Genomic DNA, 25,089 nt, shown 5'->3' with positions numbered 1-25,089 from the left:
CGGCAAAGTCGCCGCAGGCCAAAGCGGACCCGACCGCCAACGCAAGAACATGACCTCCATCGGCCTCACCGACCACCAGATCGACACCATGTTCTGGGACAACCCCCGCGCAGCCATCCAACACACCGTCACCAACCGCTGAATCGAGGCGAGGCCGGATTCCGACGCGCCGACGCGGAGGAATCCGTCCGTCACGAAGAGGAGGGGAGATGCCGCCGATCGACGCCGAGCTCGAGACCGTCCTCGGCGCGGCCCAGCGCGCCGTGGACGCGACCGACACGATCCTCAGGCGGCTTCACCGGGAGCCGCGCGAGGTGTCGGTGAAGTCCGACGGCTCGCTGCTCACCCGCGCCGACCTCGCCGTGGAGGACGCGATCCGCGGCGAGCTGGCCCGCCACGCGCCGGGCACCGAGGTCTTCGGCGAGGAGCGTTCCGGCCCGGAGGGGGTACGCGCGCTGCTCGCCGGCGAGGTCGACGGGTGGCTGGTGGACCCGATCGACCACACCCGGCACTTCGCCCGCGCCGACCCGGAGTTCGGCACACTCCTGGCCTACCTCCGCGAGGGCGAACCGGTCGTCGGTGTCGTCTCCGCGCCGCTCCTGGGCCTCCGTGCCTGGGCGCGGCGCGGGGGTGGTGCCTTCGTCAACGGGCAAGCCGTGCGGGTCAGCGACCGGCACGACCTCGCCTGGGCCGAGGTCGCCTTCGCGGGCTTCGCCGAATGGACCGCGGGCGCTCCCCACCGCAACCTGCAGGCGGTGCTTGCCCGCTCGTCGTACCCCCACGGCACCCGGGGCGGCTTCCTCCAGCATCTGCGCGTCGCCGACGGCAGCGTGGACGTGGCGATCGAACCGTGGGGCGAGGCCTGGGACCTGCTCCCGGGCGCCTTGATCGTGGCCGAGGCGGGCGGACGCGCCACGGCTCTCGACGGCGGCCCGTCGGGGGCCGCCTCCGACGGCGGCTTCGTGGTCAGCAACGGCCCCCTCCACGACGAGGTGCTGGAGCTGCTGTGTGCCGGGGTGCCGGCGGCCGGGGGGAAGCTCCCGGGATGAACGCGCTGACGAGCGGTACCGCGCGCGGGGACCACCGCACGGAGCCGAGGGCTGCCGCGGTACGCCCGGCATCGCGCCGGGACCACCGTACGGAGGTGACGCATGACCGCTGAGCCGTCCGCGTCCCGTACCGCCCCAGGCGACGAGCTCTCGCTGCGCCGCTCCTGGGAGGGTGCCGAGGCGTCCCGGATCGCCCTGGCCCACCTGCGGTCCGGCACGGAACTGACCTTCGGCGAGGTGGAGGCGAGGGTGTCGTCGGCCACGCGCGAGATGCTCGGGCAGGCCGCCGCTCATGGTCTTCGGCGCCCGGTCGTCGTGCGCGAGGCCGACGACGAGATCGCCACGCTGGTCGGCGTCCTGGCGGCGGCACGGGCGGGCGCGGGGCTCTGCCTGGTGCGGGCCGGCACCTGGTCGGCGTCGTCGGAGCGGCTGTGCGCGCGGCTCGTCGCCGCCGGGTTCGACGGCGTCCTGCACGGGGGAACGCTCGCCGCGCGGGGTGAGCCCGCTCCGGACGACACGGCCGGGTGGCGTCTGCTCCTGCACAGCGGGGGGACGACGGGCCGCCCCAAACTGATCGGCCTCGACCTCTCCCCCGCCGCCCTCGCGGGGATGCTCCGCCTGTACCGGCTGGCCGGCTGGCGTGCGGGGCTGAACCAGCTGGTCATGCTGCCCCTGCACCACGCGGCGGGCCTGATCCCCGCCCTGGCCGGACTCCTCGACGGTCACCGCCTCACCGTGACGGGCAGGCCCTTCGACTCCGACGAGGTCCTGGAGGTCATCGGCTCGCAGTCCGTCGAGTGGTTCTGCACCACGCCCACGCACCTGCGCCTGCTGGCGTCGGCCGACCGGTTCGCCTTGGCCGCCCTGGACAGCCTGCACGGCGTCCTGCACACGGCGGCCCCCTGCGACCACGAGACGAAGCGACGGTGGATCGACCGCGTCGGGCGGACCCGGGTGCACGAGTTCTACTCCTCCACCGAACAGGTCGGCCTCACGTTCTGCTCCGGGCGGGAGTGGACGGAGCGTCCCGGCACCGTCGGGAAGGGCTACCTCACCCGTATCAGCGTGCGTGACCGCGAAGGCAGGCCGGTCCCGGCCGGCACCGTGGGCGAGGTGTACATGCGGAGCCTGTCGCACGCGCGCAACACCGCGCCGGGTGTCCGGCGGACGAGCGACGGCTACGGCTCGGTCGGCGACAGGGGGTATCTCGACAGCGCGGGGTACCTGTTCCTCGTGGGGAGGGACGGAGACATGTTCACCGTGGGGGGCGAGAACGTGTATCCCGCCGAGCTGGAGAGCGCGATCCTCGCGTTCCCGGGAGTGCGGGACGTGATGGTGCGGGCGCGTCCTCACTCCGTGCTCGGCAGCATCGCCGAGGCGCTCGTCATCGCGGACGAACCGACGAAGTCCACGGCCTCCGCCATCAAGGCGCACTGCCGCAGGACGCTGCCGCCGGCGTCCCGGCCCCATGTGCTCTCGTTCGTCAGCGCCCTCCCCCGTAACGACATCGGCAAGTTGAAGAGATTGAGTGACGATGACCACTGATGCAATAGCGCCCACCGATCTGGCCGCGTTCGTCGAGTCCCTTCCCGACGTCGCCGCGTGCTCCGTCGCCTTCGCGCAGGACCGCTGGATCGTGGCGATCCGCTCCGGCGGAGCGGTCAGCGCCGTCGAGTACCGGAACCTCACGTGGGAGCACCTCGGCCGGGGGACACCGGCTCCGGTGATCGTCATGGAGGATCCGTCGACCGTCGGCGAGCCGACGATGGAGCTGGTGGAGCGGGCTGCGGCGGAGAGCCGCTCGGTCTACACGGCCGCGCGGGACGACGTCGAGGAGCACGTCTGCCGGATCGTCGCCGCGGCGACCGAGAACGCCGTCGTGGGCGTGGACGACGACCTCTTCGACCTCGGAGCCGACTCGCTGGTCCTGATCGAGGTCTCGACCTCGGTCTTCGAGACGTACGGCGTGCAGCTCGAGATGCAGGAGGTGTTCGAAGCCGGCACCCCGGCGCAGGTGGCGCGGCTGATCAAGGACCGGATGGCGGACTGATGTGGCTCCTGGGAGGCGAGCGTGACTCCGTGGCGGTCGTCGCCGAGGGCGAGGCGATCACCTACGGCGAGCTCGGGCGTCTGGTGGACGACTTCGCCGCGAGGTACCTCGGGCAGGAGGGCGCTCTCGTCGCCGTCATGGCCGAGCAGAACCTCCGCACGATCGTCGCGTACCTCGCCTCGTTCGTCACGCCGACCACGGTCCTCCTGGTCGACCCGCAGAGCGGGCCGGACGCCGTGGACCGCGCCGTCGCGGCCTATGAGCCCCAGCTCGTGGTCGGTCCCCCGTCGCTGAAGCAGGACCTCTACGGCGAGGCCGAGCCGTGCCACTGGGTGCGCCGGGGAGGCGGGGCGTCGGGCACGGCGCACACCAGGCTGGTCCTGCTCACCTCGGGTTCGATGGACGCGCCCAAGGGCGTGGCGCTGGGCGAGCCGGGCCTGCGGGCCAACGCCACCGGCATCATCGACCGGCTCGCACTGGACAGCCGCAGCCGCGCCATCACGAGCCTGCCGCTGCACTACGCCTACGGCCTGTCGGTGCTGCACTCCCATCTGGCGGCCGGCGGCAGCCTCGTGGTGACGAAGGAGCGGCCCACGTCACGGAGGTTCTGGGGCGCCCTGTCGACCGGCGGCGTCACCCATCTCGCCGGCGTCTCCTTCATGTACGAGCTGTTGCAGGATCGATTCACCACCCACTGGCCGGAGTCGCTGCGCCAGCTGACGCACTCCGGCGGGCGGCTGAAGCCCGAGGTCCAGCGCCGCTATCTCGACCTGGCGCTGGAGCACGGGGCGCAGTTCTTCCTCATGTACGGACAGACCGAGCTGATGACACGCGTCTCGGCGTTCGACCTGACCCGCAGGCCGGACAAGGTCGGCTCCGTCGGCGTACCGCTCGACGGGATCGAGGTGGCCTGCGACGAGGGCGAGCTGGTGGTCAGGAGCCCCAGTGTGATGCAGGGGTACGTCGACTCGGCCGTCGCGCTCCGCGGCCTGGAGCGCCGCCCCCCGTCGCGGGGGTTCCACCGGACGGGCGACCTGGCGACCGTGGACGACGACGGGTTCATCTGGATCACGGGCCGCAAGACCCGGATGGTGAAGCAGTTCGGCAAGCGCGTCAGCCTGGACGAGATCGAGACGTACCTCCGGCGCGAGGGGGACGTGGCGGTCATCGGCACGGACGCGGAGATCGTCATCTGCGTGGCCGGCGGCCAGGACGATCCGGACGGCCTCGTCGCGCGGACCGCGCGGGCGGCCGGCCTGCCGGCGGCCTCGATGTCGGTCGAGCCGGTGCCCGGCATCCCGAGGACGAGCCGGGGGAAGGTCGACTACCCCGCCCTGACCTCGCTCGTCGCGGCCCGGCGCGCGAGCGCCGGACGACCGGACCGAGACGCCCGAAAGGACCCGGCGTGAACCTCATCGACGGCAGCCGTCTGCCCGCCACGGTCTCGGAGCGCCTCATCGTGCGGCGGGCGGGCGAGACCCTCCACGACGAGCAGGTGGGCGCGAAGGACGAGACGTTCTCGCTGCTGTGCGTCAGCAAGCCGGTCTTCGCCCTCGCCGCGCTGAACTTCCTGTTCGGCCGTACCGACCTCGCTCTGGACGATCCGGTGCGGCCCCTGCTGCCGGACGCGTTCGGGCCGCGGTTCGACACGGTCCGGATCCGCGACCTGCTGACCCACTCCAGCGGCATCACCCGGGACGCCACGCCGGGCCGGTGGTCCGAGGCGCGCTTCCAGCGGTGGATCGCCGGCTCTCCCGTGGACCCCGCGCGCACGCCCGCGTACTCCGTGATGACGGGCTGGTACGTACTCGCGCTCGCCCTGGAACGCGCCTCGGGCATGGACAGGGCCGCGTTCGCGAAGCGCTACGCCTTCGAGCCCTTCGGCGCCCGCCTGGGCTTCGGCCCCCCGGCACCCGGCGAAGCGCCTCCGCTGCCGATCATGAACGGGGAGACGGGCGACCGCGAGCCCGATCTGTGGTGGGCCGACGCACCCGACGTCATGGCCTGCGCGTGGCCCGGCTCCGGCTTCCGCGGCACGGCGGAGGACCTGATGCGGATCTTCGGGGTCGTCGCCTCCCGCAGGGAACGGGAGTCGCTGCCCGAGCCGCTGCGCCGCGCCGTGGAACACCTGGAGCGGCCGGTCGGCGGGGGCCTGTCGACGGACGGCGAGGGCAAGCACGCCTTCGACTACTCGCACGGGGCACTCGTGGGATGGCGCTGGCTCGGTCAGGAACCGGGGCGGGAGGGCTTCGGCTCCGACTCCGGCACCGGGTCCTTCGTCCTCGCGGACACCCGCCGCGAACTGTCGGTGGTGTACGTCAGCAATCTCGTACGGGAGCCGGTGCAGAGCCTCTTGCGCCGCCGCCGTCTGGTGAGACGCATCTACGACCTTGTCGACGACGAACACTGAGCGGGGCGTTCCGTGCCGGGCCCGGCACGGAACGCGGGAGCGGTCGTGGCGAGCGGCCCACGAGCACACAGCAACGCAGGACACGAGGCGGGGAGACCGGGTGGACAGCAAGCGAACGGGCCTCACATGGGGGCAGGCGGCCATGGTCGAGATGTTCCACCATCGTGGGCTGGACCCCGCCCACTGGCCGTTGAGCATCGTCTTCGACGAGCAGGAGGCGCACACCGACCGCGACGGCGTCCTGGCGGCGCTGCGCGCTCTGGCCGACCGGCACGACGTCCTGACCTCGGTGTTCGAGTCCGCGGACGACACACTCGACCACGCCGACCCCGACACGTTCCCCCGGCAGATCGTGCGCCCGGGGGAAGACGTGCGCCCGCTGACGATCGAGGTCGACTCGACCGACGCTCCGCTCACCAGCGAGGGTGTCCTGGGGCTCACCCAGAGCGAGTTCGTGCGCCGGGGCCAGGCCTTCGTCCCCCTCCTGATCAACCGCGGCGGCCGGTGGCTGGGAGGCGCGGTCGTCTCGCACCTCGCGGTGGACGGCAGCGGGCTGGAACTGCTGCGGGACGAATACCGCGCGTTCCTCACCGGCTCCGCCCCGCGCGGGCGGGCGGCGCGGATCGCCGAGGTGCTCGACGCCGAGCGGTCGCCTGCGTTCGCGCAGGCGGAGAAGGAGAACCTGGCGATCGTGCAGCGCATCCTCGCCGAGGCCCCGGAGGCCAATCTGCGGAAGGACCCGACCGAGGCCGCCACCTTCGGGGTCGTGGAGTCCTCCGGACACGCACGCACGCTCGGGAGGCTCAGGTCCCTGCTGCGCGTCAGCAAGCCCGGCATCTCGCTCATCGTCTACGCGATCCTGCTCGGCGCCGATCTGTCGACACGCCGGGTCGTGATCCGGTCCCAGCACCGCCGGCCGTCGCCCGTGCCGGGCACCGTGAGCGTCGTGGCGAACTCCCCCTTCGCCTTCAGCTCCGTCTCCGTCGACCCGGACCTGAGCTTCCGGGACCTGGTGGCACGGGAGTACGCGGCGGTCGTCGAGGGCTACCGTGCCTCCCTCTTCTCCCCCTACGGATACGAACAGGTCAAGCGCGTCGTCGCGCGGGAACGGGACCTGGAGGAGCTGGACGGCCTGCCGGAGTTCAACTACCTGCTGAAGGGCGGGCCCGCCCGGGTGAGGGACGGTGTGCTCGCGGCGAGTTCGGTGGAGCGCTCGTGGTGCGAGATCGTCGACGGCGTCCAGCCGTACTCGCGCGGCAATCTCAGCATCTTCGAGGAGGCCGACCACGACGTCCTGCAGCTGTTCGGCACCCGGTGGCGGGAGTCGACCGACGCGTTCGAGGTGGTCCGCACCTTCAACCGGTTCTGTGCCGTGGCCGCCACGGACGTCGACCAGCGGGTCGGCGACATCCTCGACCGCGCGAAGGACCTGTACCGCTCCCGTCCGATCGCGGCGGCCCTTCCCTAGCCGCGCGTACCCCCGTCCCCCTACGCGTCCTCCGAAGCGACCCGCGATGCATCGACGTGAACGGCGCCGCGTGGTGTCCCACTCTGCCTGACCTCATTCGCCCCTCAGGGAGGAACCTCCATGCGAAGCAGGTCCCACCTGCTCAACAGCGCGACGGCGGAGCGCTACCACCGTGACGTCGCCCTCGCCACCGACCGCATCGCGCGCAAACTCGCCACCGTGGACAGCCCGTTCACCGGAGTGTCCCCTCGCGATCTCGCGCCCCTGGTCGACGGTGTCGATCTGGACACCCCGCTCGGCGACACGGCGGCGGCCCTCGACGAGCTGGAGCAGGTCTATCTGCGCGACGCGGTCTGGTTCCACCACCCGCGCTATCTGGCGCACCTCAACTGCCCCTTGGTACTGCCGGCCGTGGTCGGCGAGGCCGTGATGGCCGCCGTCAACTCCTCCATGGACACCTGGGACCAGTCGGCCGGCGGCACCCTGATGGAGCGGCGGCTCATCGACTGGACCGCCCGGCGCGTCGGGCTCGGGACCGGCGCCGACGGCATCTTCACCTCGGGCGGTTCGCAGTCCAACCTGCACGCGCTGCTGCTCGCCCGCGAGGAGGCGCTGCGGCTGGCCGCGAAGAGAGCCCACGCGACGGGCGGCGACGGCGACCCCGGCTCCGTCCGCAACGCCGTGCTGCCCACCTTGCGCGTCCTGGCCTCCGAGATCAGCCACTTCTCCATCGACAAGTCCGCGCGGATCCTCGGCCTGGCCCCGGACGCGGTCGTCCCGGTGCCCGTCGACGCCACCACCCGCCGTATGAGCGTGGACGCCCTCTCCAAGGCCCTGGACCGCTGCGCCCGGCGGGGGGAGACGGTGATGGCGGTGGTCGCGACGGCCGGAACCACCGACTTCGGCAGCATCGACCCGCTCCCCCGGATCGCCGAGCTGTGCGAGCGGCACGGCACCTGGATGCACGTGGACGCGGCCTACGGCTGCGGTCTGCTGGTCTCCCCCACCCGCCGTCACCTGCTGAACGGCATCGAGCGGGCCGACTCGGTCACCGTCGACTACCACAAGTCGTTCTTCCAGCCCGTCTCCTCCTCCGCCGTCCTGGTACGCGACCGCGCGGTGCTCAGCCACTCCACCTACTACGCCGACTATCTGAACCCCCGGCGGATGGCCGAGAACGCCATACCCAACCAGGTGGACAAGTCCCTCCAGACCACCCGCCGCTTCGACGCGCTGAAGCTGTGGATGACGCTGCGCGTGATGGGGCCCGACGCGGTCGGCGAGCTCTTCGACGAGGTCGTCGACCGTGCCTTCGAGGGCTGGAAGCTCCTGGAGGCCGACCCCCGCTTCGAGGTCGCCGTCCGTCCCGAGCTGTCCACGCTCGTCTTCCGCCACCGGCCCGCGCCCGGCACCCCGGCCGCCCTCGCGGACGCCGCGACCCTGTACGCCCGCGAGATGCTCGCGGCGAACGGCGAAGCGCTGATCGCCTCCACCGTCGCCGACGGACGGCACTGGCTCAAGTTCACCCTGCTCAACCCCATGACCTCGTCGGAGGACATCTCCGCCGTCCTCGATCTGATCGCCACGTACGCCGAGCGGCACCTGGCCGCGGCCGCCCCCGCGGCGCTCGGCACATGACAGCGCACCCGACGACACCACCGGAGAACGAGACCGTGCCCATGCCGCAAGAGGACGATCACATCCACGACTTCGCCGCCATCGGCATCGGCCCCTTCAACCTGGGTCTCGCCGCGCTGACCGAGCCGGTGTCCGGCACGGTGCCGGGCGCTGACGGGGTCTTCCTCGACGAGCGGGAGCACTTCGACTGGCACCCCGGCATGCTGCTGGAGTACTCCACGCTCCAGGTGCCCTTCCTCGCCGACCTCGTCACCCTCGCCGACCCCACCTCGCCCTACTCCTTCCTCGCCTATCTCAAGGAGTCGGGCCGTCTGTACTCCTTCTACATCCGCGAGAGCTTCTTCCCCCTGCGCAGCGAGTTCCGCGACTACTGCCGCTGGGCGACGCGGAAGCTCGCGCACCGGCTGCGCTTCGGCCACCGTGTCACGCGCGTCGACCACGACGAGTCCGCGGGTGTCTACACGATCCGCGCCGAGACGCCCGACCGGTCCGTGATCCTCCGCGCCCGCAAGCTGGTGCTGGGCACCGGCACGACGCCGTACCTCCCCGAAGCCGTGCACGGCCTGGACGGCAAGCATCATCTGCACACCAACGACTACCTGCTCAGGAAGGCCGAGCTCCAGGAGCGGCGGTCCATCACCATCATCGGGAGCGGGCAGAGCGCGGCGGAGATCTACCAGGACCTTCTGCAGGACATCGACACGCAGGGCTACGAGCTGAACTGGATCACCCGCTCGCCGCGCTACTTCCCCCTCGAATACACCAAGCTGACCCTGGAGATGACCTCGCCGGAGTACGTCGACTACTTCCACGGTCTCCCGCCCGGCACCCGCGACGCGCTGAACGCGTCCCAGAAGAACCTCTACAAGGGCATCGACGCCGACCTCGTCAACGACATCTTCGACCTGCTCTACGCCAAGCGGCGCCGCGGTCCCGTGCCCACCCGGCTGCTCACCAACACGGTGCTGACCGGGGCGGAGCACACCGGCGAGGCCTACACGCTCCGGCTGCGGCAGGAGGAGCAGCAGCGCGACTTCTCCCTGGACACCGAGGCCCTGGTCCTGGCCACCGGGTACCGCTACCGGCAGCCCGGCTTCCTGGAGCCCCTGCGCGAGCGCATCGCCTGGGACGGCAGCGGCCGCTACGACGTCTCCCGCAACTACGCCATCGACAAGGCCCGTTCGGAGATATTCGTCCAGAACGCCGAGCTGCACACCCACGGCTTCGTGACCCCCGACCTGGGCATGGCCGCGTACCGCAACTCGTGCATCATCCGGGAACTGACCGGCCGGGAGGTCTATCCCGTGGAACGCACGATCGCGTTCCAGGAGTTCGGCGTCCCCGCACCGTCCGACACGTGAGCGCGGGCGGGGCCGCCCGCTCCGGCGCGGCCCCCGCGCCCGCCGGACGCCGCCGTCAGCGCAGCAGCGCCCCGCGCAGGGTGATCCCGTGCCGTGTGCGCAGCCGCCGCAGCTCCCACATCGCCACGACGGTGACGGACACCGGGGCCCCGAGGAGGAAGGCCAGCCGGGCCCCGAGCGGCACCGTGGCATAGGCGTCCCGGAAGACGTCGAAGAGCGCGACCTCCCAGACGAGGAGCGTGGCGAGCAGCGGCGGGACCGTCTCGTGCAGGTCCGCGGTCCGGAAGACGTGGACGAGCGACTGGGCGATGCCGTAGAGGGCGAAGGGGGCGAGCCACAGCAGGAAGGCGCCCAGGGCGAAGAGCAGCACCACCCGCCACGCGGACGCGGTCCAGTCGGTGTTCTCGTCCACGTAGCCGAGCCCGGTGATCAGGCGTGGCACGGCGAGTGTGACGAAGAGGGCCCCGAGCGCCCCGGCGGGCTTGGCCGCGCGGCGCAGGAAGAGGCGCCGGTGGGGCGGGCGGGCCGCCGCGATGAAGACGGCGACGGCGACGGGGAAGGTCACCGCCAGCGTGATGAGGGTGGTACGGATCTGTCCGAAGCGGTCGTCCACCACGGCGTCGGCGTCCGGCGCCAGCCGGTAGGACAGCAGCATCCAGGTGATGGCGACCAGTCCGATGACCGTCCGGACGACCTGGACCCGCTTCACCGCCGGATCGTGCACCCGGTCGGGCCGGGACGGCGTGAAGACCGCCTGCGCGACGGCGATCGGGTTGAAGAGGCGCCCGAAGGTCAGCGGGCGCGAAGGGGCGGGCGGGTAGTGCCCCGGTGGCGGTGGCGGCCATCCCGGGACCGGCGGCCGCCCCGCTCCGTACCGGTTCCATGACCCCTGGCCGTTGCCCCCGCCGCCGCTCATCCCCGTGTCCTCCGTGTCGCCGTGCCGCGTCACGAGGAGGATAGGCGGGTCGCGCTCCGCGTGACAGCGGCTCGGCGCCCGGGAGGCGCCGGGTGCGTCAGGCGGGCAGCGTGCGCAGCAACTCCGCCGCCGGGCCGACGGGTTCGGCGCGGGTGCGGACGAGTTCGGTGCGGTGGACGAGCCGGGGCGCGATCAGGGGGACGGCGACGGCGCCCGGGATACCCCCGGCGACGGACGCGGGCAGCAGCGCCAGACCGTGTCCGGCGGCGGCGAGCGCGCCGAGCGTGTGGACGTCGGTCCCCTCGTGGCGTACGGCGGTCCGGAACCCCTGACCGGCGGGCCCGCCGTGCGCGGCCCGCAGCCGGTCCGGCGGGAACCCGGCGTCGGGGGCGTCGATCCAGCGCGCGTCGACGAGGTCGGCGAGGCGCAGTCCGGCACGGCGGGCCAGCGGGTGCCCGGTGGGCAGGAGGACGGCCACCGGCTCCTCGCGCACGCGCACGGCGGTGAGCGGGGTGGTGTCGGGCAGCCTCAAGGGGTCGCTGGGGGCGGCGAGTCCGTCGACCAGGCCGATGTCGGCCTCGCCGGTGGCGACGGCCGCGGGCACGGCGTCGCGGGGCAGGGTCCGCACGGTGACGCCCGTGGCGGGCAGGGCGGCGAGGGCACGCGGGTGCGCGGCGAGCGGGGAGACGGCGACGGTCAGCGCCTCACCGGGGCGCCCGCTGAGGCGCGTGACGTCGGCGCGGGCCGCGTCGAGCCGCAGCAGCAGCGGCCCGGCGTGTTCGAGGAGACGTTCGCCGGCCGGGGTCGGGACGACGGGGCGGCGGCCGAGGAGGGGGAGGCCGAGGTCGTGCTCCAGGGCGGCGATGTGCTGGGAGACGGCGGACTGGGTGTAGCCCAGCTCGCGCGCGGCCCCGGAGAAGGAGGCGAGCCGGGCGACGGTGACGTACGTACGCAGGAGGTGCGGGTCCATGGCCATCAGTGTTCACGATGGAGTGTGCACGGATCATCGTTGGACGTGAACGGCCCGGGGCGACCAGCATGGCCGGCATGACGAGAACCCCTCGGATCGCCCTGGTCGGCGACCGCTCACCGCAGGTGATGTCCCACGCCCGCGTACCGGCGCTGCTCGACGCGCTGGCCGAGCGCGACGGTCTGCTCCTCGACGCGTACTGGATCCCCACGGCGGACGCGGTGGCCCCGGACGCGGTACGGGGCTTCGACGCGGTGTGGGTGCTGCCGGGCAGTCCGTACACGAGCGAGGCGGGCGCGCTGGCGGCGATCCGCACCGCCCGGGAGGACGGCGTCCCGTTCCTCGGGACGTGCGGCGGCTTCCAGCACGCGCTCCTGGAATACGCCCGCGGCGTCTGCGGGCTGACGCGTCTCGCGCACGCCGAGAACGACCCGGAGGCGGACGCCGACGACCTGCTGATCGCCCCGATGGCATGCTCGCTCGTGGGACACGAGGGGCTGGTGCGGGTGACGCCGGGGTCACTTGCGGAGTCGGTGCTCGGCGCCGAGCGGACGACGGAGCGGTACCACTGCTCCTACGGTCCGGACGGCCGGCATCTGGGAACCCTGCGCGCGCACGGGCTGCGGTTCACGGGCGAGGACGAGCGGGGCGGGGTACGGATCGCCGAGCTGCCCGGCCATCCCTTCTTCATGGCGACGCTCTTCCAGCCGGAGCTGGCGGGGGACGGGACGCGCCCGCACCCGATCGTCCGCGCGCTGGCGCGGGCGGCGACGGAGCACCGGGCGGGCTGAGCACGGTGACGCGCGGCGGCCGGTCTCAGCCCATCCGCACGACGAGGTGCGCGCGGTCGCGCCCCCGGGCCACGAGACGGGCGTTGGACTCGTCGGACTCCCTCACCCACCGTTCGGCCTCGGCCGGTTCCTTGCCGAAGCGGACGTGGCGCCGGACGAGCCGGGGCACGCGCCGCCGGTCGTCCAGATCGAGGTACCACGCCTCGTCGAGGAGCGGCAGGACTGCGGCCCACGGGCCCTCGTCATGGAGCAGGTAGTTCCCCTCCGTCACGACGAGCGGTACGTCCGGGGCGACCGGTACCGACCCGGCGACGGGCTCGTCCAGGGCGCGGTCGAAGGCGGGGGCGTAGACGACGGTGCCGGGTTCGGGGGCGCGCAGGCGGGCCAGCAGAGCGGTGTACCCGGCGGCGTCGAACGTGTCCGGCGCCCCCTTGCGCCCCGCCCGGCCGAGCCGGTCCAGCTCACCCCGCGCCAGGTGGAAGCCGTCCATGGGCACGAGCACCGCGCGCCCGTCGAGCCGGTCGACGAGCCGGGCGGCGAGGGTGGACTTCCCGGCTCCGGGCGCCCCGGCGAGACCCAGGATGCGCCGCCGCCCGGGGACGGCGAGGAGCCGTGCGCGAGCGGTGAGGCCGGCGAGCTGCTGGTCGTCCATGCGGGGCATTCTCGCACCACGTGGCGAGGAGGCGGTCATACGTATAACGTTGCCCTCATGTCCTCCATCGCACTCGTCACCCTCGTCGTCCGCGACTACGACGAGGCCCTCGCGTTCTACATCGACGCCCTCGGCTTCGACCTGGTCGAGGACACCGGCCGGGGCGACGGCAGCCGCTGGGTCGTCGTGCGCCCGGCGGGGAGCCCCGCCGGCACGGGCCTGCTGCTCGCGCGCGCGGCCGACGGCGACCAGGAGTCCCGCGTGGGCGCCCAGACCGGCGGGCGGGTGGGCTTCTTCCTGCACACCGACGACTTCGCGCGCGACCACGCCCGGATGACGGCGGCCGGGGTGCGCTTCCTGGAGGAGCCGCGCCACGAGCCGTACGGCTCCGTCGCGGTCTTCGAGGACCTGTACGGCAACCGCTGGGACCTGCTCCAGCCCGCCGCCTGAGCGGGACGCCCAAGGCCGGCGGCTCAGCCGAGGTCGAGCTCGGCACGCACCGTCTTGCCCACCGGCACGCGATCCAGGATCTCCCAGCGCGAGGCCAGCGCCTCCACGATCAGCAGTCCCCGCCCACCGTCGGCGAGCGGCACCACCGCCCCGGTCTCCGGCTCCCCGGGCGCCGTAGGCCGGCACTCGGTGCGCGGGTCCGCGACGTCGACGCGGAGCAGCAGCCTTGGCGTGTACGAGAGCGTCAGCTCGAAGTCCCGCCCGGGCACCCGCCCGTGGGTGACGGCGTTCGCCGCGAGCTCGGCGACGAGGAGGGCCGCGGTGTCGGAGGTGTCCGTGCCGTGCGGGACGCCCCACCGGTCGAGCTGGTGCAGGGCGAGCCGCCGGGCGAGCCGGGCGCCGCGCGGCGTGGAGCTGAAGCGCTGGGTGAACACACGTACGGTGACGGGCTCTTGCCGGGTCAGGGGGGAGGTCATGGGGCCAGAGTGGCCAGGCCAGGAGCGCTCCACCAGGTCGACGGCTCGTACGCTGAGTGAGCGTACGGGTTCGGAGGGTGGACAGTACCGGTCACGGCCCGTGAGCATGGTCCCGTCGGGTGAGGGGCACGGGAGGTGTACGGGATGACGGACGGGTACCCGAGTGGTGGAGAGCCCGAGGCGTCGGACAGCTTGAAGGCGTTCGGGGAGGTGGTCAAGACCTTCCGCAGGCGGGCGCGGCTCACGCAGGAGGAGTTCGCGCCGCGCGTCGGGTATTCGGTGCCGACGGTCGCCTCGATCGAGCAGGGCCGCCGCTTCCCCCCGGCCGACTTCGTGGAGCGGGCGGAGGACGTGCTGGACGCGTTCGGGGTCCTGCGGGCGGCGGCGAAGCACCTGTCAAGGCAACCGGGTCTTGCCAGTTGGTTCCGGCAGTGGGCGAAGCTGGAGGCGGAGGCCCTCAGCCTCTACACGTACGAGAACCGGCTGGTACCGGGGCTCCTCCAGACGAAGGCGTACGCGCACGAGCTGTTCGCCGGCCAACGCCCGCCGCTCGGGAACGAACAGATCGAGGCCCAGCTGGTCGCCCGGCTCGAACGGAAGCGGTTACTGACCGAGCGGCCGAACACGGCCTACAGCTTCATCATCGAACAGCACGTCCTCGAACGCCCCACAGGGGGCGTCGAGGTGTCGCGGGAGCAGCTCGACCACCTCATCTCCCTCGCCGAGTGCCGGAACATCGAGGTGCAGGTCTTGCCGAGGTCGCTCGGCCATCACGCGGGTCTTGGAGGCCCCATGCAGCTCCTGGAGACGCCGGACAACCGGTGGTTCGGCTACTGCGAGGGACAGGAGAGCGGCCAGTTCATCTCCGACCGCAAGGTGGTCAGCATCCTCCAGATGCGGTATGCCAGGATGCGGTCACAGGCTCTTACCCTGGAAGACTCCCGGAGCCTGTTGCGGCGGATGCGAGGAGCCTGATGAGCAGCACAGAACTGGCCTGGTTCAAGAGCAGTTACAGCAGCAGTGGCAGCGGCGACTGTGTCGAAGTCGCGCTCTCCTGGCGCAAGTCCAGCTACAGCAGCGGTGGCGACGACGACTGCGTCGAGGTCGCCTCCTGCCCCACCACCGTCCACGTCCGCGACTCCAAGAACCCCCAGGGCCCCCAGCTCGCCCTGGCCCCCACCGCATGGGCCGCGTTCCTCCCGCACGCGGCCCACGCCTGAGTCACCCCGGCGGGGCGGGGTGAGCGGTAGGACGCTCAGTGCCCGCCCCGCCGCCCCCAGCTCTGCGCCTCGCGTATGTCGGTCACTCCGGCCGGGGTCACACCGTCCGACGGCGTGCTGTGCGGTTCCAGGTGCTTGAGCTGCGCCCGCCACGGGCCGTCCGCCATCTCCAGCTGGACGACGAGCGGGCCCTCGGGGAGCGGCACGGTATCCCGCCTCTTGCCGATCTCGTTGACGACGTTCTCGTCCGACGGGAGGGCTGTGGGGTCGTCGTGGTGCGCGAGTTCGTAGAGGTTGACGATGAGGTTGTCGTCACCGCGGTAGTGGAGGACGAGATCGGCGGTCCCTCCGGTGTGGAGGAGGACGTCGGGTCCTCTCGACTCCAGCTGCCGCTCCGTCAGGAGCGCCGCGGCGGCGAGCGGAAGCACCCGCAGCTCCCAGGGCCCGTCGGCCTTCAGCTGCAACCGCAGTCGCCCGCTCTTGGGGACGTGGGCGAGCACGCGGCCCCGGTAGTCGTCCTCGGTGCTGTTGACGAGGGTGTCACCCTCCTTGTTGAACCGGGTGAGGGGCCACAGGCCGGTGTATCCGTCACCCCGGACGGCGAGATCGACGATGACCGGCCCGGGCGGCAGCCCGTCCACCGTGATCACGTCGTTGTCCCGCCCGGTCTGCGTGTACGGCGCGAAGACGGCCCCGTAGGTCCAGGGGGCGGGCCCCGGAGCAGCGCCCGGAGCGGGAGCAGGTGGCTGGAAGGGCACCGGCGGCGGCGCAGGAGGCTGGTACGCGACCGGAGCCGGAGCCGGCGGGTGGAACGGCGTGGGAGCCGGAACCGGTGGCTGGTACGCGACGGGCGGCGGGGCAACCGGTGGCTGGTACGCGACCGGAGCCGGAGTCGGCGGGTGGAACGCCGTGGGAGCCGGAGTCGGAGCCGGCGGCAGGAACGGCACCGGCGCCGGGACAGGGGGCGCCTCCGCCACGTCCACGCCGTGGTCCGTCGCCAGGCCGGCGAGGCCGTTCACGTACCCCTGCCCCACCGCCCGGAACTTCCATCCGCCCGCCCGCCGGTACAGCTCGGCCAGCACCATCGCCGTCTCCCCGCCGGCGTCGCTGACGTCGTACCGCGCCACCGGCGTACCGTCCGGCGCGAACGCCTCCACGGACAGGCCGTCCACGTCCCGCAGGGAGCCGCGCTCGGTCGACGCGACGACGAGGACGCGGACGATCCCCTCCTCCACGACGGGCAGGGCGGCCTCCAGCCACCCGGTACCGTTCTCGTCCCCGAGCAGCCGTACGGCGCCCGAGGGATGGAGCGGTGCTCCGTGGAACACGACGTCCCCGTCCCCCCGGACGCGTCCCCGCTCCGTCAGCAGAAGTGCCGTGACGTCCACCCCGTCCCGTACGGCGATGCGCAGTGGCACCGTCGGCACGAAGGCGTTGGCCCCTTTGATCATTTCCCCTCCCCAGGGTCGATCACCGATCGATCCTCCGGATCCTCACTCCTGGCACACCGGTCGGGCAAGCGGGCGCGGCCGGTCACCGCAGGCGATCCGGAATCGTCACCGCATGACCGAACTGCCTTGTCCACGGGGGAGAACGCCATGGAAGCCGAGCTGGTGGCTCTGGCCTCTTCGGGGGCCACGACGCTGGTCGCGCTCAGGGTCACGGACGGATGGGAGCGGGCGCGCGAGCGGTTCGGCACCCCGCTCCGGAGCGTCGCGGCCCACGGGTACTGCGGCGCCCACGAGGCGGGCTACCTGGAGGGGTACTACCTGATGCCGAACGCCTACCGGACCCGCAACGCGGTGATCGGGGTGAGCAACGCCCCGGGCGCGGCCGTCGTCCCGGACATGTTCTCTCCGCCCGACGTCGTCGAAGGCGGTGCCCTGCCGGGCGGGCCGGCCGGCTGAACGGCTCGCCCGCCCGGGCCGGACCGGCCCGGGCGGTTACGAAGGCCCGCGCGCGGGGGACGCCCGCGCGAGGAGTGCCCTCAGCCCTCGTCCGACTGCGGCGTCAGACGCAGGGAGATCGAGTTGATGCAGTAGCGCTGGTCCGTGGGGGTGGCGTAGCCCTCGCCCTCGAAGACGTGGCCCAGGTGCGAGCCGCAGCGGGAGCAGCGCACCTCGGTGCGGAGCATCCCGTGCGAGCGGTCCTCGATCAGCTCGACGGCGTCGGAGTCCTTCGGGTCGTAGAAGGACGGCCAGCCGCAGTGCGACTCGAACTTCTCCGTGGAGGTGAACAGCTCCGCTCCGCACGCCCGGCAGGAGTAGACGCCCTTGGTCGTGGTGTCGGTGTACTCACCCCGGAAGGCCGGCTCGGTGCCGGCCTGGCGGAGTACCTGGTACTCCGCCGGGGTCAGCTCCGCCCGCCACTGCTCGTCCGGCTTCTCGACGTCGTACGACATCAGCTCACTCCCTCTGCTACTTCGCCAGGTGGGCGAGGATCAGCGGGCCCAGGTCCGTGACGTCGCCCGCGCCCATGGTCAGAACGAGATCGCCGGGCTTGGCCATTCCCGCGATCACCGTGGGGACGGCGTCCTTGTCGTGGACGGCCGTCACGTCGGCGCCCGCCGTGCGGGCGGCGGTGATGATCAGGTCGCTGGTGACGCCGGGGAGGGGGTCCTCGCGGGCCGGGTAGATGTCGAGCACGACCGAGGCGTCGGCGAGGGCGAGGGCGTCGCCCATCTCCTTGCCCAGCTCCTGGGTGCGGGAGAAGAGGTGCGGCTGGAAGACGACCAGCAGGCGCGCGCCCCCGGCGGCGCCGCGCATGGCCTCCAGGTCGGCGGTCATCTCGGTGGGGTGGTGCGCGTACGAGTCGATGACCTGCACGCCGGCCGCCTCGCCCTTGAGCTGGAGGCGGCGGCCGACGCCGGTGTACGCGGTGAGGGCCTGGGCCAGCTCGGCGGGGTCGATGCCGACGCGGGCGCCGGCGGCGAGGGCCGCGGCGGCGTTGTGGGCGTAGTGGCGGCCGGGGACCGAGACGGTGAAGGTGTGCTCGGCTCCGTCGAGGACGACGACGACCTCGCTGGTCATGCCGTTCGGGGTGATCGAGCGGATCCACACGTCGGAGGTCTCGGACTCGCCGACGGTGACGACGTCCAGGCCCTCGCGGTCCGCGACCCGGGCCGCCAGTTCGCGGGCGCCGGAGTGCTCGCCGACGACCAGGGTGCCGCCGGGGCGGATCTTGGCGGTGAACGCTTCGAAGGACTCGTAGATCTCGTCCATGGAGGCGTAGTTCGCGTGGTGGTCCAGTTCGACGTTGAGGACGATCGCGACCTCGGGGTCGTACTTCTGGAAGCTGCGGTCGCTCTCGTCGGCCTCGGCGACGAAGACCTGCCCGGCGCCGTGGCGCGCGTTGGTGCCGGGGCCGGCGAGGTCGCCCCCGATGGCGTACGAGGGGTCGAGGCCCAGGTCGGTCAGGGCGACGGCCAGCATCGAGGTGGTCGTGGTCTTGCCGTGCGTGCCGGCGACCGCGATCGCGCGCAGGCCGTCCATGAGGGAGGCGAGGGCGTCGGAGCGGTGGACGACGGGGATGCCGAGTTCGGCGGCGCGGACCAGCTCGGGGTTGTCGGCGCGGATGGCGCTGGAGACGACGACGGCGGAGGCGTCGTCGGCGAGGTGGGCGGCGGCGTGGCCGATGTGGACGGTGACGCCGAGGGCTCGCAGCGCCTCGGCGGTCGCGGACTCCTTGGCGTCGCTGCCGGCGACCTTCGCGCCGCGCTGGGCGAGGATCTTCGCGATGCCCGACATTCCGGCACCGCCGATGCCGATGAAGTGCGGCCGTTCCATGGTGGCTGGGACGGCGGCGGCGGCAGGGATGGCGGATGCCATGCGGATCTCTCCCCGGAGTGCGGCGTACAGGAGGTCCCCAGCCTAGTGGCTCGCGGCGCACACCCCGGGCGCCGCACACCGCGGGCCCCGCGCGCCGGGCGGGAACGGAGCGGAGCGGCCCGTTCGGCGCGGGCCGCGGCCCGTCCGGCGGGGTCCTGACCCCGGCCGGCCCGCCACCGGAGGGCCCGGCGAGAGCGGGACGGCCCGGCGCGCGGGGCCCGGACGGTCCGCGGGCGGGCCGCCCGGACCACGGCCGGCCCTCGGCCCCGGCTCCCGCCGGCCGTCACCCCGCCTCCGGCTCCTCGCTGTGCGCGAAGAGCTTCAGGACCGGCACGCCGACCTTGTGGCGGGCTCGTGAGGCCCAGTCCCGGTGGAAGAACTCCTCCACGTAGTGCGGGGCGGTCAGCACGATCACCTCGTCGGCGTCGGCCTCCTCGACCACGGACTTCATCATGGTCAGCGGATGGTCCTCGACCACCTGGCCGACCGCCTCGCAGCCGGCGGCGCGGAGCGCCTGGAGGGAGTACTCCAGGGCGACCTCCGCGGGGCGTCGCGCCTCCTTGCCCTCCGGTTCGTCGCCCTCGCGGGCGGCCTCCTTCAGTTCGCCCATCGCGACGTCGTCGATGGCGCGCAGCAGGACATCGGCCTGGTCACCGCGCGGCTGCATCAGCACGATGAAGGAAACCCCCTCGTCGCCGTGCAGGGTGGTGACGAACTCCACGTCGACCGACGTCAGGGGCTTCTCGATCATCAAAACGCTTGTGAACACCTCAGGAGCCCTTCTGCGGAAACCATCCTTCCCCGTGCCCACACGGGGTCTGCGAGAGTAAGTGTGCCCAGCGGCGGCTAACCGGAACGGCAAATTCCGCTTCATGTCAGATCCGACGGTAGCGGGTGAAGAGGAACCCGGCCTCCTCCAGTACCGACGCCACGGCGAAGCGCTTCGGAACGGCCACCGGCGGGCCGCCGGCGATCCGCTGGGCGTCCCCCGCCGTCATCGTCGGCGAGACCGTCAGACACAGTTCGTCGAGCGCGTCCGCCGCCACGAACTGGCCGAGCAGCCGGGGGCCGCCCTCGGTCAGCTGCCGCCGCAGACCGCGCTCCGCGAGCGCCGCGACCGCCCGGGCCGGGTCCACGCCCGGACCGTCGCCCGCGACCACCACCTCCGCGCCCGCCTTCCCGGCCTCGTTCACCCGCTCGGGGTCCGCCGCCGCTCCGGTCAGGACCAGCGTCGGCACCAGCGGCCGGGTGAAGAGCGGAAGCGAGAAGTCCAGGTCCAGCGAGGCGCTGACCACCGCGATCACCGGGGCGGGCCCCTGCCCGGCGGCGGCCCGGCGGGCGGCGAAGGCCTCCCGCGCCCGGGCCGGGCGGTACCCCTCCAGACGTACTGTCTCCGCCCCCACGACGATCACGTCGGCGAGGGCCCGGAGCGTGCCGAAGATCCGCATGTCGGTGTCGGAGGAGAGGGGCTGGGAGCGGCCGTCGTGCTGCCCCGCGCCGTCGAGGGAGGAGACCATGTTGGCGCGCAGCCACGCGCCGTCACCCTCCGGGTACGGGTAGGCGTCGGCCAGCTCGTCGAGGGACCACTCCCGGTCCCCGGCCGCCGCATCGGCTGCTGTCATGTCCGTCACAGGGAACAGGCGTCGCATCCCCGCAGTCTGACACGGCGCTTAGAGTGGGGAACTGTGTCGACCCGTGCCATTACCGAAGCGGCTTCCACGGAAGCGGCCCCCCTCTCGCTCTGCGCCCGAGAGCCGCGTGTCCCCGCCGACCGGCTCGTGGCGGAGATGGTGCCGCCGCCGCGGTTCGACTCCGTGCGCTTCGACACGTACATACCGGACCCGAACCAGCCGAGCCAGACCGAGGCGGTCCGGGTCCTGAGCGGCTTCGCCGAGGGGCTCGGCGGTGCCCACGCCTCCGGCGCCGGCAAGCGGCCGGCCCTCAGCCGCTGGTTCGCCAGGAAGCCCGCCGCTCCGGCCGGGCCGCGCGGGGTCTATCTCGACGGCGGGTACGGCGTCGGCAAGACCCACCTGCTCGCCTCCCTCTGGCACGCCACCCCCGCCGAGCCCGGGCTCAAGGCGTTCGGCACCTTCGTCGAGCTGACCAACCTCGTCGGCGCGCTCGGCTTCCAGCAGACCGTGACGACCCTGAGCGGGCACCGGCTGCTGTGCATCGACGAATTCGAACTCGACGACCCGGGCGACACCGTGCTCGTCTCCTCCCTGCTCAGCAGGCTCGTCGAGGCGGGTGTGGCGCTGGCCGCCACCTCCAACACCCTGCCGGGCAAGCTCGGCGAGGGCCGGTTCGCCGCGGCCGACTTCCTGCGCGAGATCCAGGGGCTCTCCGCCCACTTCAGGCCGCTGCGGATCGACGGCGAGGACTACCGCCACCGCGGACTGCCGGAGGCGCCGGCCCCGTTCTCCGACGAGCAGGTCGCCCGAGCGGCGTACGCGACGCCGGGCGCCTCGCTCGACGACTTCCCCCATCTGCTCGACCACCTGGCCAAGGTGCACCCCAGCCGCTACGGCGCCCTCACGGACGACGTGACCGCGGTCTGCCTGACCGACGTGCGGCCGGTCCCGGACCAGTCGACCGCGCTCCGGCTCGTCGTCCTGGCCGACCGGCTGTACGACCGCGAGGTCCCGGTGCTCGCCTCCGGGCTCCCCTTCGACCGGCTGTTCAGTGACGAGATGTTGAAGGGCGGGTACCGGAAGAAGTACTTCCGGGCGATCTCCCGGCTCACCGCCCTGGCGCGGGACGCGAAGGGCTTGGTGGGGCAGTAGGTTGGGGGCCATACCCGATCGAAAGGGATTCATCATGGCCGCTACCCGCACCGCTCACGCCGTCTGGGAGGGTGACCTCCTCAAGGGCTCGGGCGTCGTCTCGCTCGACTCCTCCGGCATCGGCTCGTACCCCGTGTCCTGGCCGGCCCGCACCGAGGAGCCGAACGGCAAGACCAGCCCGGAAGAGCTGATCGCCGCCGCGCACTCCTCCTGCTTCAACATGGCGTTCTCCAACATCCTGGCCAAGGCGGGCAACGCGCCCACCCGCCTGGAGACCAAGGCCGACGTCACCTTCGTGCCCGGCCAGGGCATCACGGGCAGCCACCTCACCGTCCGCGGCGAGGTTCCCGGCCTGGACGCGGACGAGTTCCGGTCCCTGGCCGAGGACGCCAAGAAGAACTGCCCGGTGAGCCAGGCGCTCGCGGGGACGACGATCACGCTGACCGCCGAACTCGCCTGACCCTCCCGCCACATGAGGCCGTGTCGGCCCGCATGGTTCACGTGTCACCACAGCGCGTGATACACACATGCGGGTCGCACGTCACCATCTGTCCTGTCCGCCAACAGGAAGTTGCCGCCTCATGTCCGCAACACGACGTCAGATCCTGTCCCGTACCGGGGCGTCCGTCGCGGGGATCGCCTTCACCGGCGCCCTCTCCGAGCTCTTCGCCGGGAGCGCGGCCGCGAGCAGCGGTGGCGGGTACGGCCCGCTCGTCGCCGACCCGGCCGGACTGCTCGACCTTCCCGAGGGCTTCCGCTACAAGGTCCTCTCCCGGGAGGGCGACCCGCTCCGCTCGGGCGAGGGCCCGGTCCCGAGCAACCACGACGGCATGGGCGCCTTCGCCGGCCGCCGCGGACGCGTGCACCTGGTCCGCAACCACGAGAACCGGGCGACCGGCCGCATCGGCGTCCCCACCGTCCCGGGCCTGACCTACGACCCCGCCGCCAAGGGCGGCTGCACGGCGCTGGAACTGGACGCCCGGAACGACGTCCTCGGCGAGCGCGTCGCGATCGCCGGCACCGCCGTCAACTGCGCGGGAGGCCCGACTCCTTGGGGCACCTGGCTCACCTGCGAGGAGACCGAGGACAAGGCCGGCACCGCCGGCTACACCAAGGACCACGGATACATCTTCGAGGTCGACGGCGCCGACCCGCACCGGACGGGAGCCGTCCCGCTCACCGCGATGGGGCGCTTCCAGCACGAGGCGATCGCCGTCGATCCGCGCAGCGGCATCGTGTACGAGACCGAGGACGCCTTCCAGCACCCCTTCGGCCTCTTCTACCGCTTCCTGCCCCACAAGCCGCTGGGCGGCACCGGTTCGCTGCGCGCCGGCGGCACGCTCCAGGCGATGCGGGTGCCCGGCGTCCCCGACCTCTCGGTGATCCAGGAGACGGGCGCGTGCTTCGACGGCGTCGAGTGGGTGCCCGTACCGGACCCGCAGGCGGCGGAGACCCCGATCCGCCTCCAGGACTTCGGCGCGAAGGGCATCACGCACGCGCAGAAGCTGGAGGGGTGCTACTGGGGCGGGCGGGCGGTCTACTTCGTCTCCAGCTTCGCCCGCGCCACCGACGGCTCGGGGGCCACCCACTTCGGCCAGGTGTGGAAGTACGAGCCGCACCGCCGCCGGCTCACCCTCGTGGTCGTCTTCGGCCCGAGCACCGACATCCGGCTGCCGGGCGAGTCACCGGACAACATCTGCCTGGCACCGGGCGGCGGCCTGATGGTCTGCGAGGACGGCGACGGCGCGCAGCACGTGTACGGCCTCACCCGGAAGGGCGAGGTCTACGCGATGGCGCGCGGAGCCCGGAACATCGGCACGCCCGAGGCCCCGGAGTGGGGCGAGTTCGCGGGCGTCACGTTCTCTCCGGACGGCCGGACGATGTACGTCAACTGCTACACCCCCGGGACGACGTTCGCGGTGCGCGGCCCGTGGCGCTGAGGCCCTGAGGGGACGCGCCGCCCGGAGGCCGGCGCTCGCGGGGCGGTCGGTTCCGCCGGATGATCGGGGGAAGGCGGAGGCGAGGGGCGGACGGGAAGGGGCGCGGGTGCCGAAGAAGGCGAAGGCCACGGAGAAGACCGGGACGCCGACGCACGCGGCGTCGAGGAAGGGCACGCGGAGGACGGGGACGTCGGGCGGCCCGGCTCCGGCTCCCGCGCGCGCGGCGCGCCTGCGGGACCTGTTGCGGGTGCCCGTCGGCGAGCCGGTGGACCTCTCGGCGTACGACACCTCGCGCCATCCGTCGGCCGGGCCCGCGGACAAGGCGGCCGGCTCGCGGGCCACCGCCCTGATGGCGCCCGAGCTGGCCGAGCTCCAGGAACGCCTGTACGCGGCGAGCACGGCCGGCGACCGCCGCCGGCTGCTGCTCGTCCTGCAGGGCATGGACACCAGCGGGAAGGGCGGCACGATCAAGCACGTGATCGGCGGCTTCAACCCTTCCGGCTGCCGCGTCCGGGCCTTCAAGGCGCCCACCGCGGAGGAGCGCAGCCATCCCTTCCTCTGGCGGATCGAACGCGCGCTGCCGCTGCCGGGCGAGATCGGGATCTTCGACCGTTCGCACTACGAGGACGTGCTCGTCGCGCGGGTCCGCGAGCTGGCCCCCCGCCGGGAGCTGAGCCACCGCTACGGCCGGATCAACCGCTTCGAGCGGTCCCTCACCGACGACGGGGTCACGGTGGTCAAGGTCTTCCTCCACCTCTCGTACGAGGAGCAGCGCGAGCGTCTCCTGCAGCGGCTCGACAAGCCGGAGAAGCACTGGAAGTTCGACCCGGGCGACATCGACGCGCGGGAGCGGTGGCCCGCGTACCGGCGGGCGTACGAGATCGCCCTCGAACGCTGCTCGACGGACGAGGCGCCGTGGTACGTGGTGCCGGCGGACCGCAAGTGGTACCGCAACTGGGCCGTCGGCACGCTGCTCCTGGAACACCTGCGGGCGCTGGACCCGCGGTATCCGGAGGGCGACTTCGACGTCGCCGAGTGCCGGAGACGATTGCTCGCTGATTAATCAGCTAATTTCCGTGAGTGACCAT

The 25,089-nt window shown here is 72.7% G+C and carries 26 protein-coding genes; 17 read left to right on the top strand and 9 right to left on the bottom strand.

All coding sequences use genetic code 11. The features are described from left to right. Window positions 1-209: 209 nt before the first annotated feature. The 8 genes from AB0K65_RS28855 to AB0K65_RS28820 all read left to right on the top strand — a co-directional run bounded on the left by AB0K65_RS28855 (window position 210) and on the right by AB0K65_RS28820 (window position 9,976). Window positions 210-1,049, top strand: coding sequence for an inositol monophosphatase (locus tag AB0K65_RS28855; RefSeq protein ID WP_365721592.1), 840 nt, complete (start codon window positions 210-212; stop codon window positions 1,047-1,049). Window positions 1,050-1,151: 102 nt separating this feature from the next. Next, window positions 1,152-2,594, top strand: a complete 1,443-nt coding sequence (locus tag AB0K65_RS28850; protein ID WP_365721590.1) for an AMP-binding protein — start codon at window positions 1,152-1,154, stop codon at window positions 2,592-2,594. Then, window positions 2,584-3,099 carry an acyl carrier protein gene (locus AB0K65_RS28845; RefSeq protein ID WP_365721588.1) on the top strand — a complete coding sequence of 172 codons (516 nt, stop codon included), beginning with the start codon at window positions 2,584-2,586 and terminating at the stop codon, window positions 3,097-3,099. The genes AB0K65_RS28850 and AB0K65_RS28845 overlap by 11 nt, the downstream gene beginning before the upstream one ends. Beyond that, on the top strand, window positions 3,099-4,508 hold the full coding sequence (locus tag AB0K65_RS28840; protein ID WP_365721586.1) for an AMP-binding protein: 1,410 nt from the start codon (window positions 3,099-3,101) through the stop codon (window positions 4,506-4,508). The genes AB0K65_RS28845 and AB0K65_RS28840 overlap by 1 nt, the downstream gene beginning before the upstream one ends. After that, the gene (locus AB0K65_RS28835) at window positions 4,505-5,509 is read left to right on the top strand and encodes a serine hydrolase domain-containing protein (RefSeq protein ID WP_365721584.1); all 1,005 of its coding nucleotides are present in this window, start codon (window positions 4,505-4,507) and stop codon (window positions 5,507-5,509) included. The genes AB0K65_RS28840 and AB0K65_RS28835 overlap by 4 nt, the downstream gene beginning before the upstream one ends. A gap of 100 nt (window positions 5,510-5,609) precedes the next feature. Continuing rightward, entirely contained in the window at window positions 5,610-6,977 is a 1,368-nt protein-coding gene (locus AB0K65_RS28830) for a hypothetical protein (RefSeq protein WP_365721582.1), read from the top strand. Between the two features lie 120 nt (window positions 6,978-7,097). Further along, entirely contained in the window at window positions 7,098-8,615 is a 1,518-nt protein-coding gene (locus AB0K65_RS28825; RefSeq protein WP_365721580.1) for an aspartate aminotransferase family protein, read from the top strand. Window positions 8,616-8,656: 41 nt separating this feature from the next. Continuing rightward, window positions 8,657-9,976: a lysine N(6)-hydroxylase/L-ornithine N(5)-oxygenase family protein gene (locus tag AB0K65_RS28820; RefSeq protein ID WP_365721596.1), complete on the top strand. Its 1,320-nt coding sequence runs from the start codon at window positions 8,657-8,659 to the stop codon at window positions 9,974-9,976. Window positions 9,977-10,031: 55 nt separating this feature from the next. Here the strand turns inward: AB0K65_RS28820 and AB0K65_RS28815 are convergent, their stop codons facing one another. Together AB0K65_RS28815 and AB0K65_RS28810 are read right to left on the bottom strand one after the other, a co-directional pair. Further along, window positions 10,032-10,892, bottom strand: a complete 861-nt coding sequence (locus tag AB0K65_RS28815; RefSeq protein ID WP_365721578.1) for a hypothetical protein — start codon at window positions 10,890-10,892, stop codon at window positions 10,032-10,034. A 97-nt stretch (window positions 10,893-10,989) separates the two neighbouring features. Beyond that, window positions 10,990-11,862, bottom strand: a complete 873-nt coding sequence (locus AB0K65_RS28810; RefSeq protein ID WP_365721576.1) for a LysR family transcriptional regulator — start codon at window positions 11,860-11,862, stop codon at window positions 10,990-10,992. Between the two features lie 77 nt (window positions 11,863-11,939). On the opposite strand from AB0K65_RS28810, the gene AB0K65_RS28805 reads away from it, so the two are divergent. Further along, window positions 11,940-12,653 carry a hypothetical protein gene (locus AB0K65_RS28805; RefSeq protein ID WP_365721574.1) on the top strand — a complete coding sequence of 238 codons (714 nt, stop codon included), beginning with the start codon at window positions 11,940-11,942 and terminating at the stop codon, window positions 12,651-12,653. 25 nt (window positions 12,654-12,678) lie between these two features. Here the strand turns inward: AB0K65_RS28805 and AB0K65_RS28800 are convergent, their stop codons facing one another. Beyond that, on the bottom strand, window positions 12,679-13,314 hold the full coding sequence (locus tag AB0K65_RS28800) for a nucleoside/nucleotide kinase family protein (RefSeq protein WP_365721572.1): 636 nt from the start codon (window positions 13,312-13,314) through the stop codon (window positions 12,679-12,681). A 48-nt stretch (window positions 13,315-13,362) separates the two neighbouring features. Here AB0K65_RS28800 and AB0K65_RS28795 point away from each other — a divergent pair, with 48 nt between their 5' ends. After that, window positions 13,363-13,755, top strand: coding sequence for a VOC family protein (locus AB0K65_RS28795; protein ID WP_365721570.1), 393 nt, complete (start codon window positions 13,363-13,365; stop codon window positions 13,753-13,755). A gap of 23 nt (window positions 13,756-13,778) precedes the next feature. Here the strand turns inward: AB0K65_RS28795 and AB0K65_RS28790 are convergent, their stop codons facing one another. Beyond that, window positions 13,779-14,231, bottom strand: coding sequence for an ATP-binding protein (locus AB0K65_RS28790; protein ID WP_365721568.1), 453 nt, complete (start codon window positions 14,229-14,231; stop codon window positions 13,779-13,781). A 144-nt stretch (window positions 14,232-14,375) separates the two neighbouring features. On the opposite strand from AB0K65_RS28790, the gene AB0K65_RS28785 reads away from it, so the two are divergent. Then, on the top strand, window positions 14,376-15,206 hold the full coding sequence (locus AB0K65_RS28785) for a helix-turn-helix transcriptional regulator (RefSeq protein WP_365721566.1): 831 nt from the start codon (window positions 14,376-14,378) through the stop codon (window positions 15,204-15,206). Further along, window positions 15,206-15,451: a DUF397 domain-containing protein gene (locus AB0K65_RS28780; protein WP_365721564.1), complete on the top strand. Its 246-nt coding sequence runs from the start codon at window positions 15,206-15,208 to the stop codon at window positions 15,449-15,451. Before AB0K65_RS28785 ends, AB0K65_RS28780 begins: the two co-directional genes overlap by 1 nt. Before the next feature lie 35 nt (window positions 15,452-15,486). Here AB0K65_RS28780 and AB0K65_RS28775 read toward each other — a convergent pair whose 3' ends face one another. Next, on the bottom strand, window positions 15,487-16,902 hold the full coding sequence (locus AB0K65_RS28775; RefSeq protein ID WP_365721562.1) for a TerD family protein: 1,416 nt from the start codon (window positions 16,900-16,902) through the stop codon (window positions 15,487-15,489). A 147-nt stretch (window positions 16,903-17,049) separates the two neighbouring features. Here AB0K65_RS28775 and AB0K65_RS28770 point away from each other — a divergent pair, with 147 nt between their 5' ends. Continuing rightward, window positions 17,050-17,358 carry a hypothetical protein gene (locus AB0K65_RS28770; protein ID WP_365721560.1) on the top strand — a complete coding sequence of 103 codons (309 nt, stop codon included), beginning with the start codon at window positions 17,050-17,052 and terminating at the stop codon, window positions 17,356-17,358. An 80-nt stretch (window positions 17,359-17,438) separates the two neighbouring features. Here AB0K65_RS28770 and msrB read toward each other — a convergent pair whose 3' ends face one another. The 4 genes from msrB to AB0K65_RS28750 all read right to left on the bottom strand — a co-directional run bounded on the left by msrB (window position 17,439) and on the right by AB0K65_RS28750 (window position 20,927). Beyond that, complete coding sequence (gene msrB / locus AB0K65_RS28765) at window positions 17,439-17,852, bottom strand: peptide-methionine (R)-S-oxide reductase MsrB (RefSeq protein WP_365721558.1); 414 nt, start codon at window positions 17,850-17,852, stop codon at window positions 17,439-17,441. Window positions 17,853-17,868: 16 nt separating this feature from the next. Then, window positions 17,869-19,278: a UDP-N-acetylmuramate--L-alanine ligase gene (gene murC / locus AB0K65_RS28760; RefSeq protein WP_365721556.1), complete on the bottom strand. Its 1,410-nt coding sequence runs from the start codon at window positions 19,276-19,278 to the stop codon at window positions 17,869-17,871. A gap of 283 nt (window positions 19,279-19,561) precedes the next feature. Next, window positions 19,562-20,047 carry an indole-3-glycerol phosphate synthase gene (locus AB0K65_RS28755; RefSeq protein WP_365721554.1) on the bottom strand — a complete coding sequence of 162 codons (486 nt, stop codon included), beginning with the start codon at window positions 20,045-20,047 and terminating at the stop codon, window positions 19,562-19,564. A gap of 106 nt (window positions 20,048-20,153) precedes the next feature. Further along, the gene (locus tag AB0K65_RS28750) at window positions 20,154-20,927 is read right to left on the bottom strand and encodes a pyrimidine reductase family protein (protein ID WP_365721552.1); all 774 of its coding nucleotides are present in this window, start codon (window positions 20,925-20,927) and stop codon (window positions 20,154-20,156) included. Window positions 20,928-20,963: 36 nt separating this feature from the next. Here AB0K65_RS28750 and zapE point away from each other — a divergent pair, with 36 nt between their 5' ends. The 4 genes from zapE to AB0K65_RS28730 all read left to right on the top strand — a co-directional run bounded on the left by zapE (window position 20,964) and on the right by AB0K65_RS28730 (window position 25,064). Beyond that, entirely contained in the window at window positions 20,964-22,061 is a 1,098-nt protein-coding gene (zapE, locus tag AB0K65_RS28745) for a cell division protein ZapE (RefSeq protein WP_365721550.1), read from the top strand. Between the two features lie 34 nt (window positions 22,062-22,095). After that, window positions 22,096-22,521, top strand: coding sequence for an OsmC family protein (locus AB0K65_RS28740; protein ID WP_365721548.1), 426 nt, complete (start codon window positions 22,096-22,098; stop codon window positions 22,519-22,521). A gap of 121 nt (window positions 22,522-22,642) precedes the next feature. After that, window positions 22,643-24,001, top strand: a complete 1,359-nt coding sequence (locus tag AB0K65_RS28735; RefSeq protein ID WP_365721546.1) for an alkaline phosphatase PhoX — start codon at window positions 22,643-22,645, stop codon at window positions 23,999-24,001. A 229-nt stretch (window positions 24,002-24,230) separates the two neighbouring features. Continuing rightward, window positions 24,231-25,064, top strand: a complete 834-nt coding sequence (locus AB0K65_RS28730; RefSeq protein ID WP_365721594.1) for a PPK2 family polyphosphate kinase — start codon at window positions 24,231-24,233, stop codon at window positions 25,062-25,064. Window positions 25,065-25,089 lie beyond the last annotated feature (25 nt).

The sequence above is a fragment of the Streptomyces sp. NPDC053755 genome (assembly GCF_040677675.1).
Taxonomy (GTDB): Bacteria; Actinomycetota; Actinomycetes; order Streptomycetales; family Streptomycetaceae; genus Streptomyces.
Note: the sequence above shows the minus strand (reverse complement) of the source record. Positions and strands in the feature narration are given on the sequence as shown.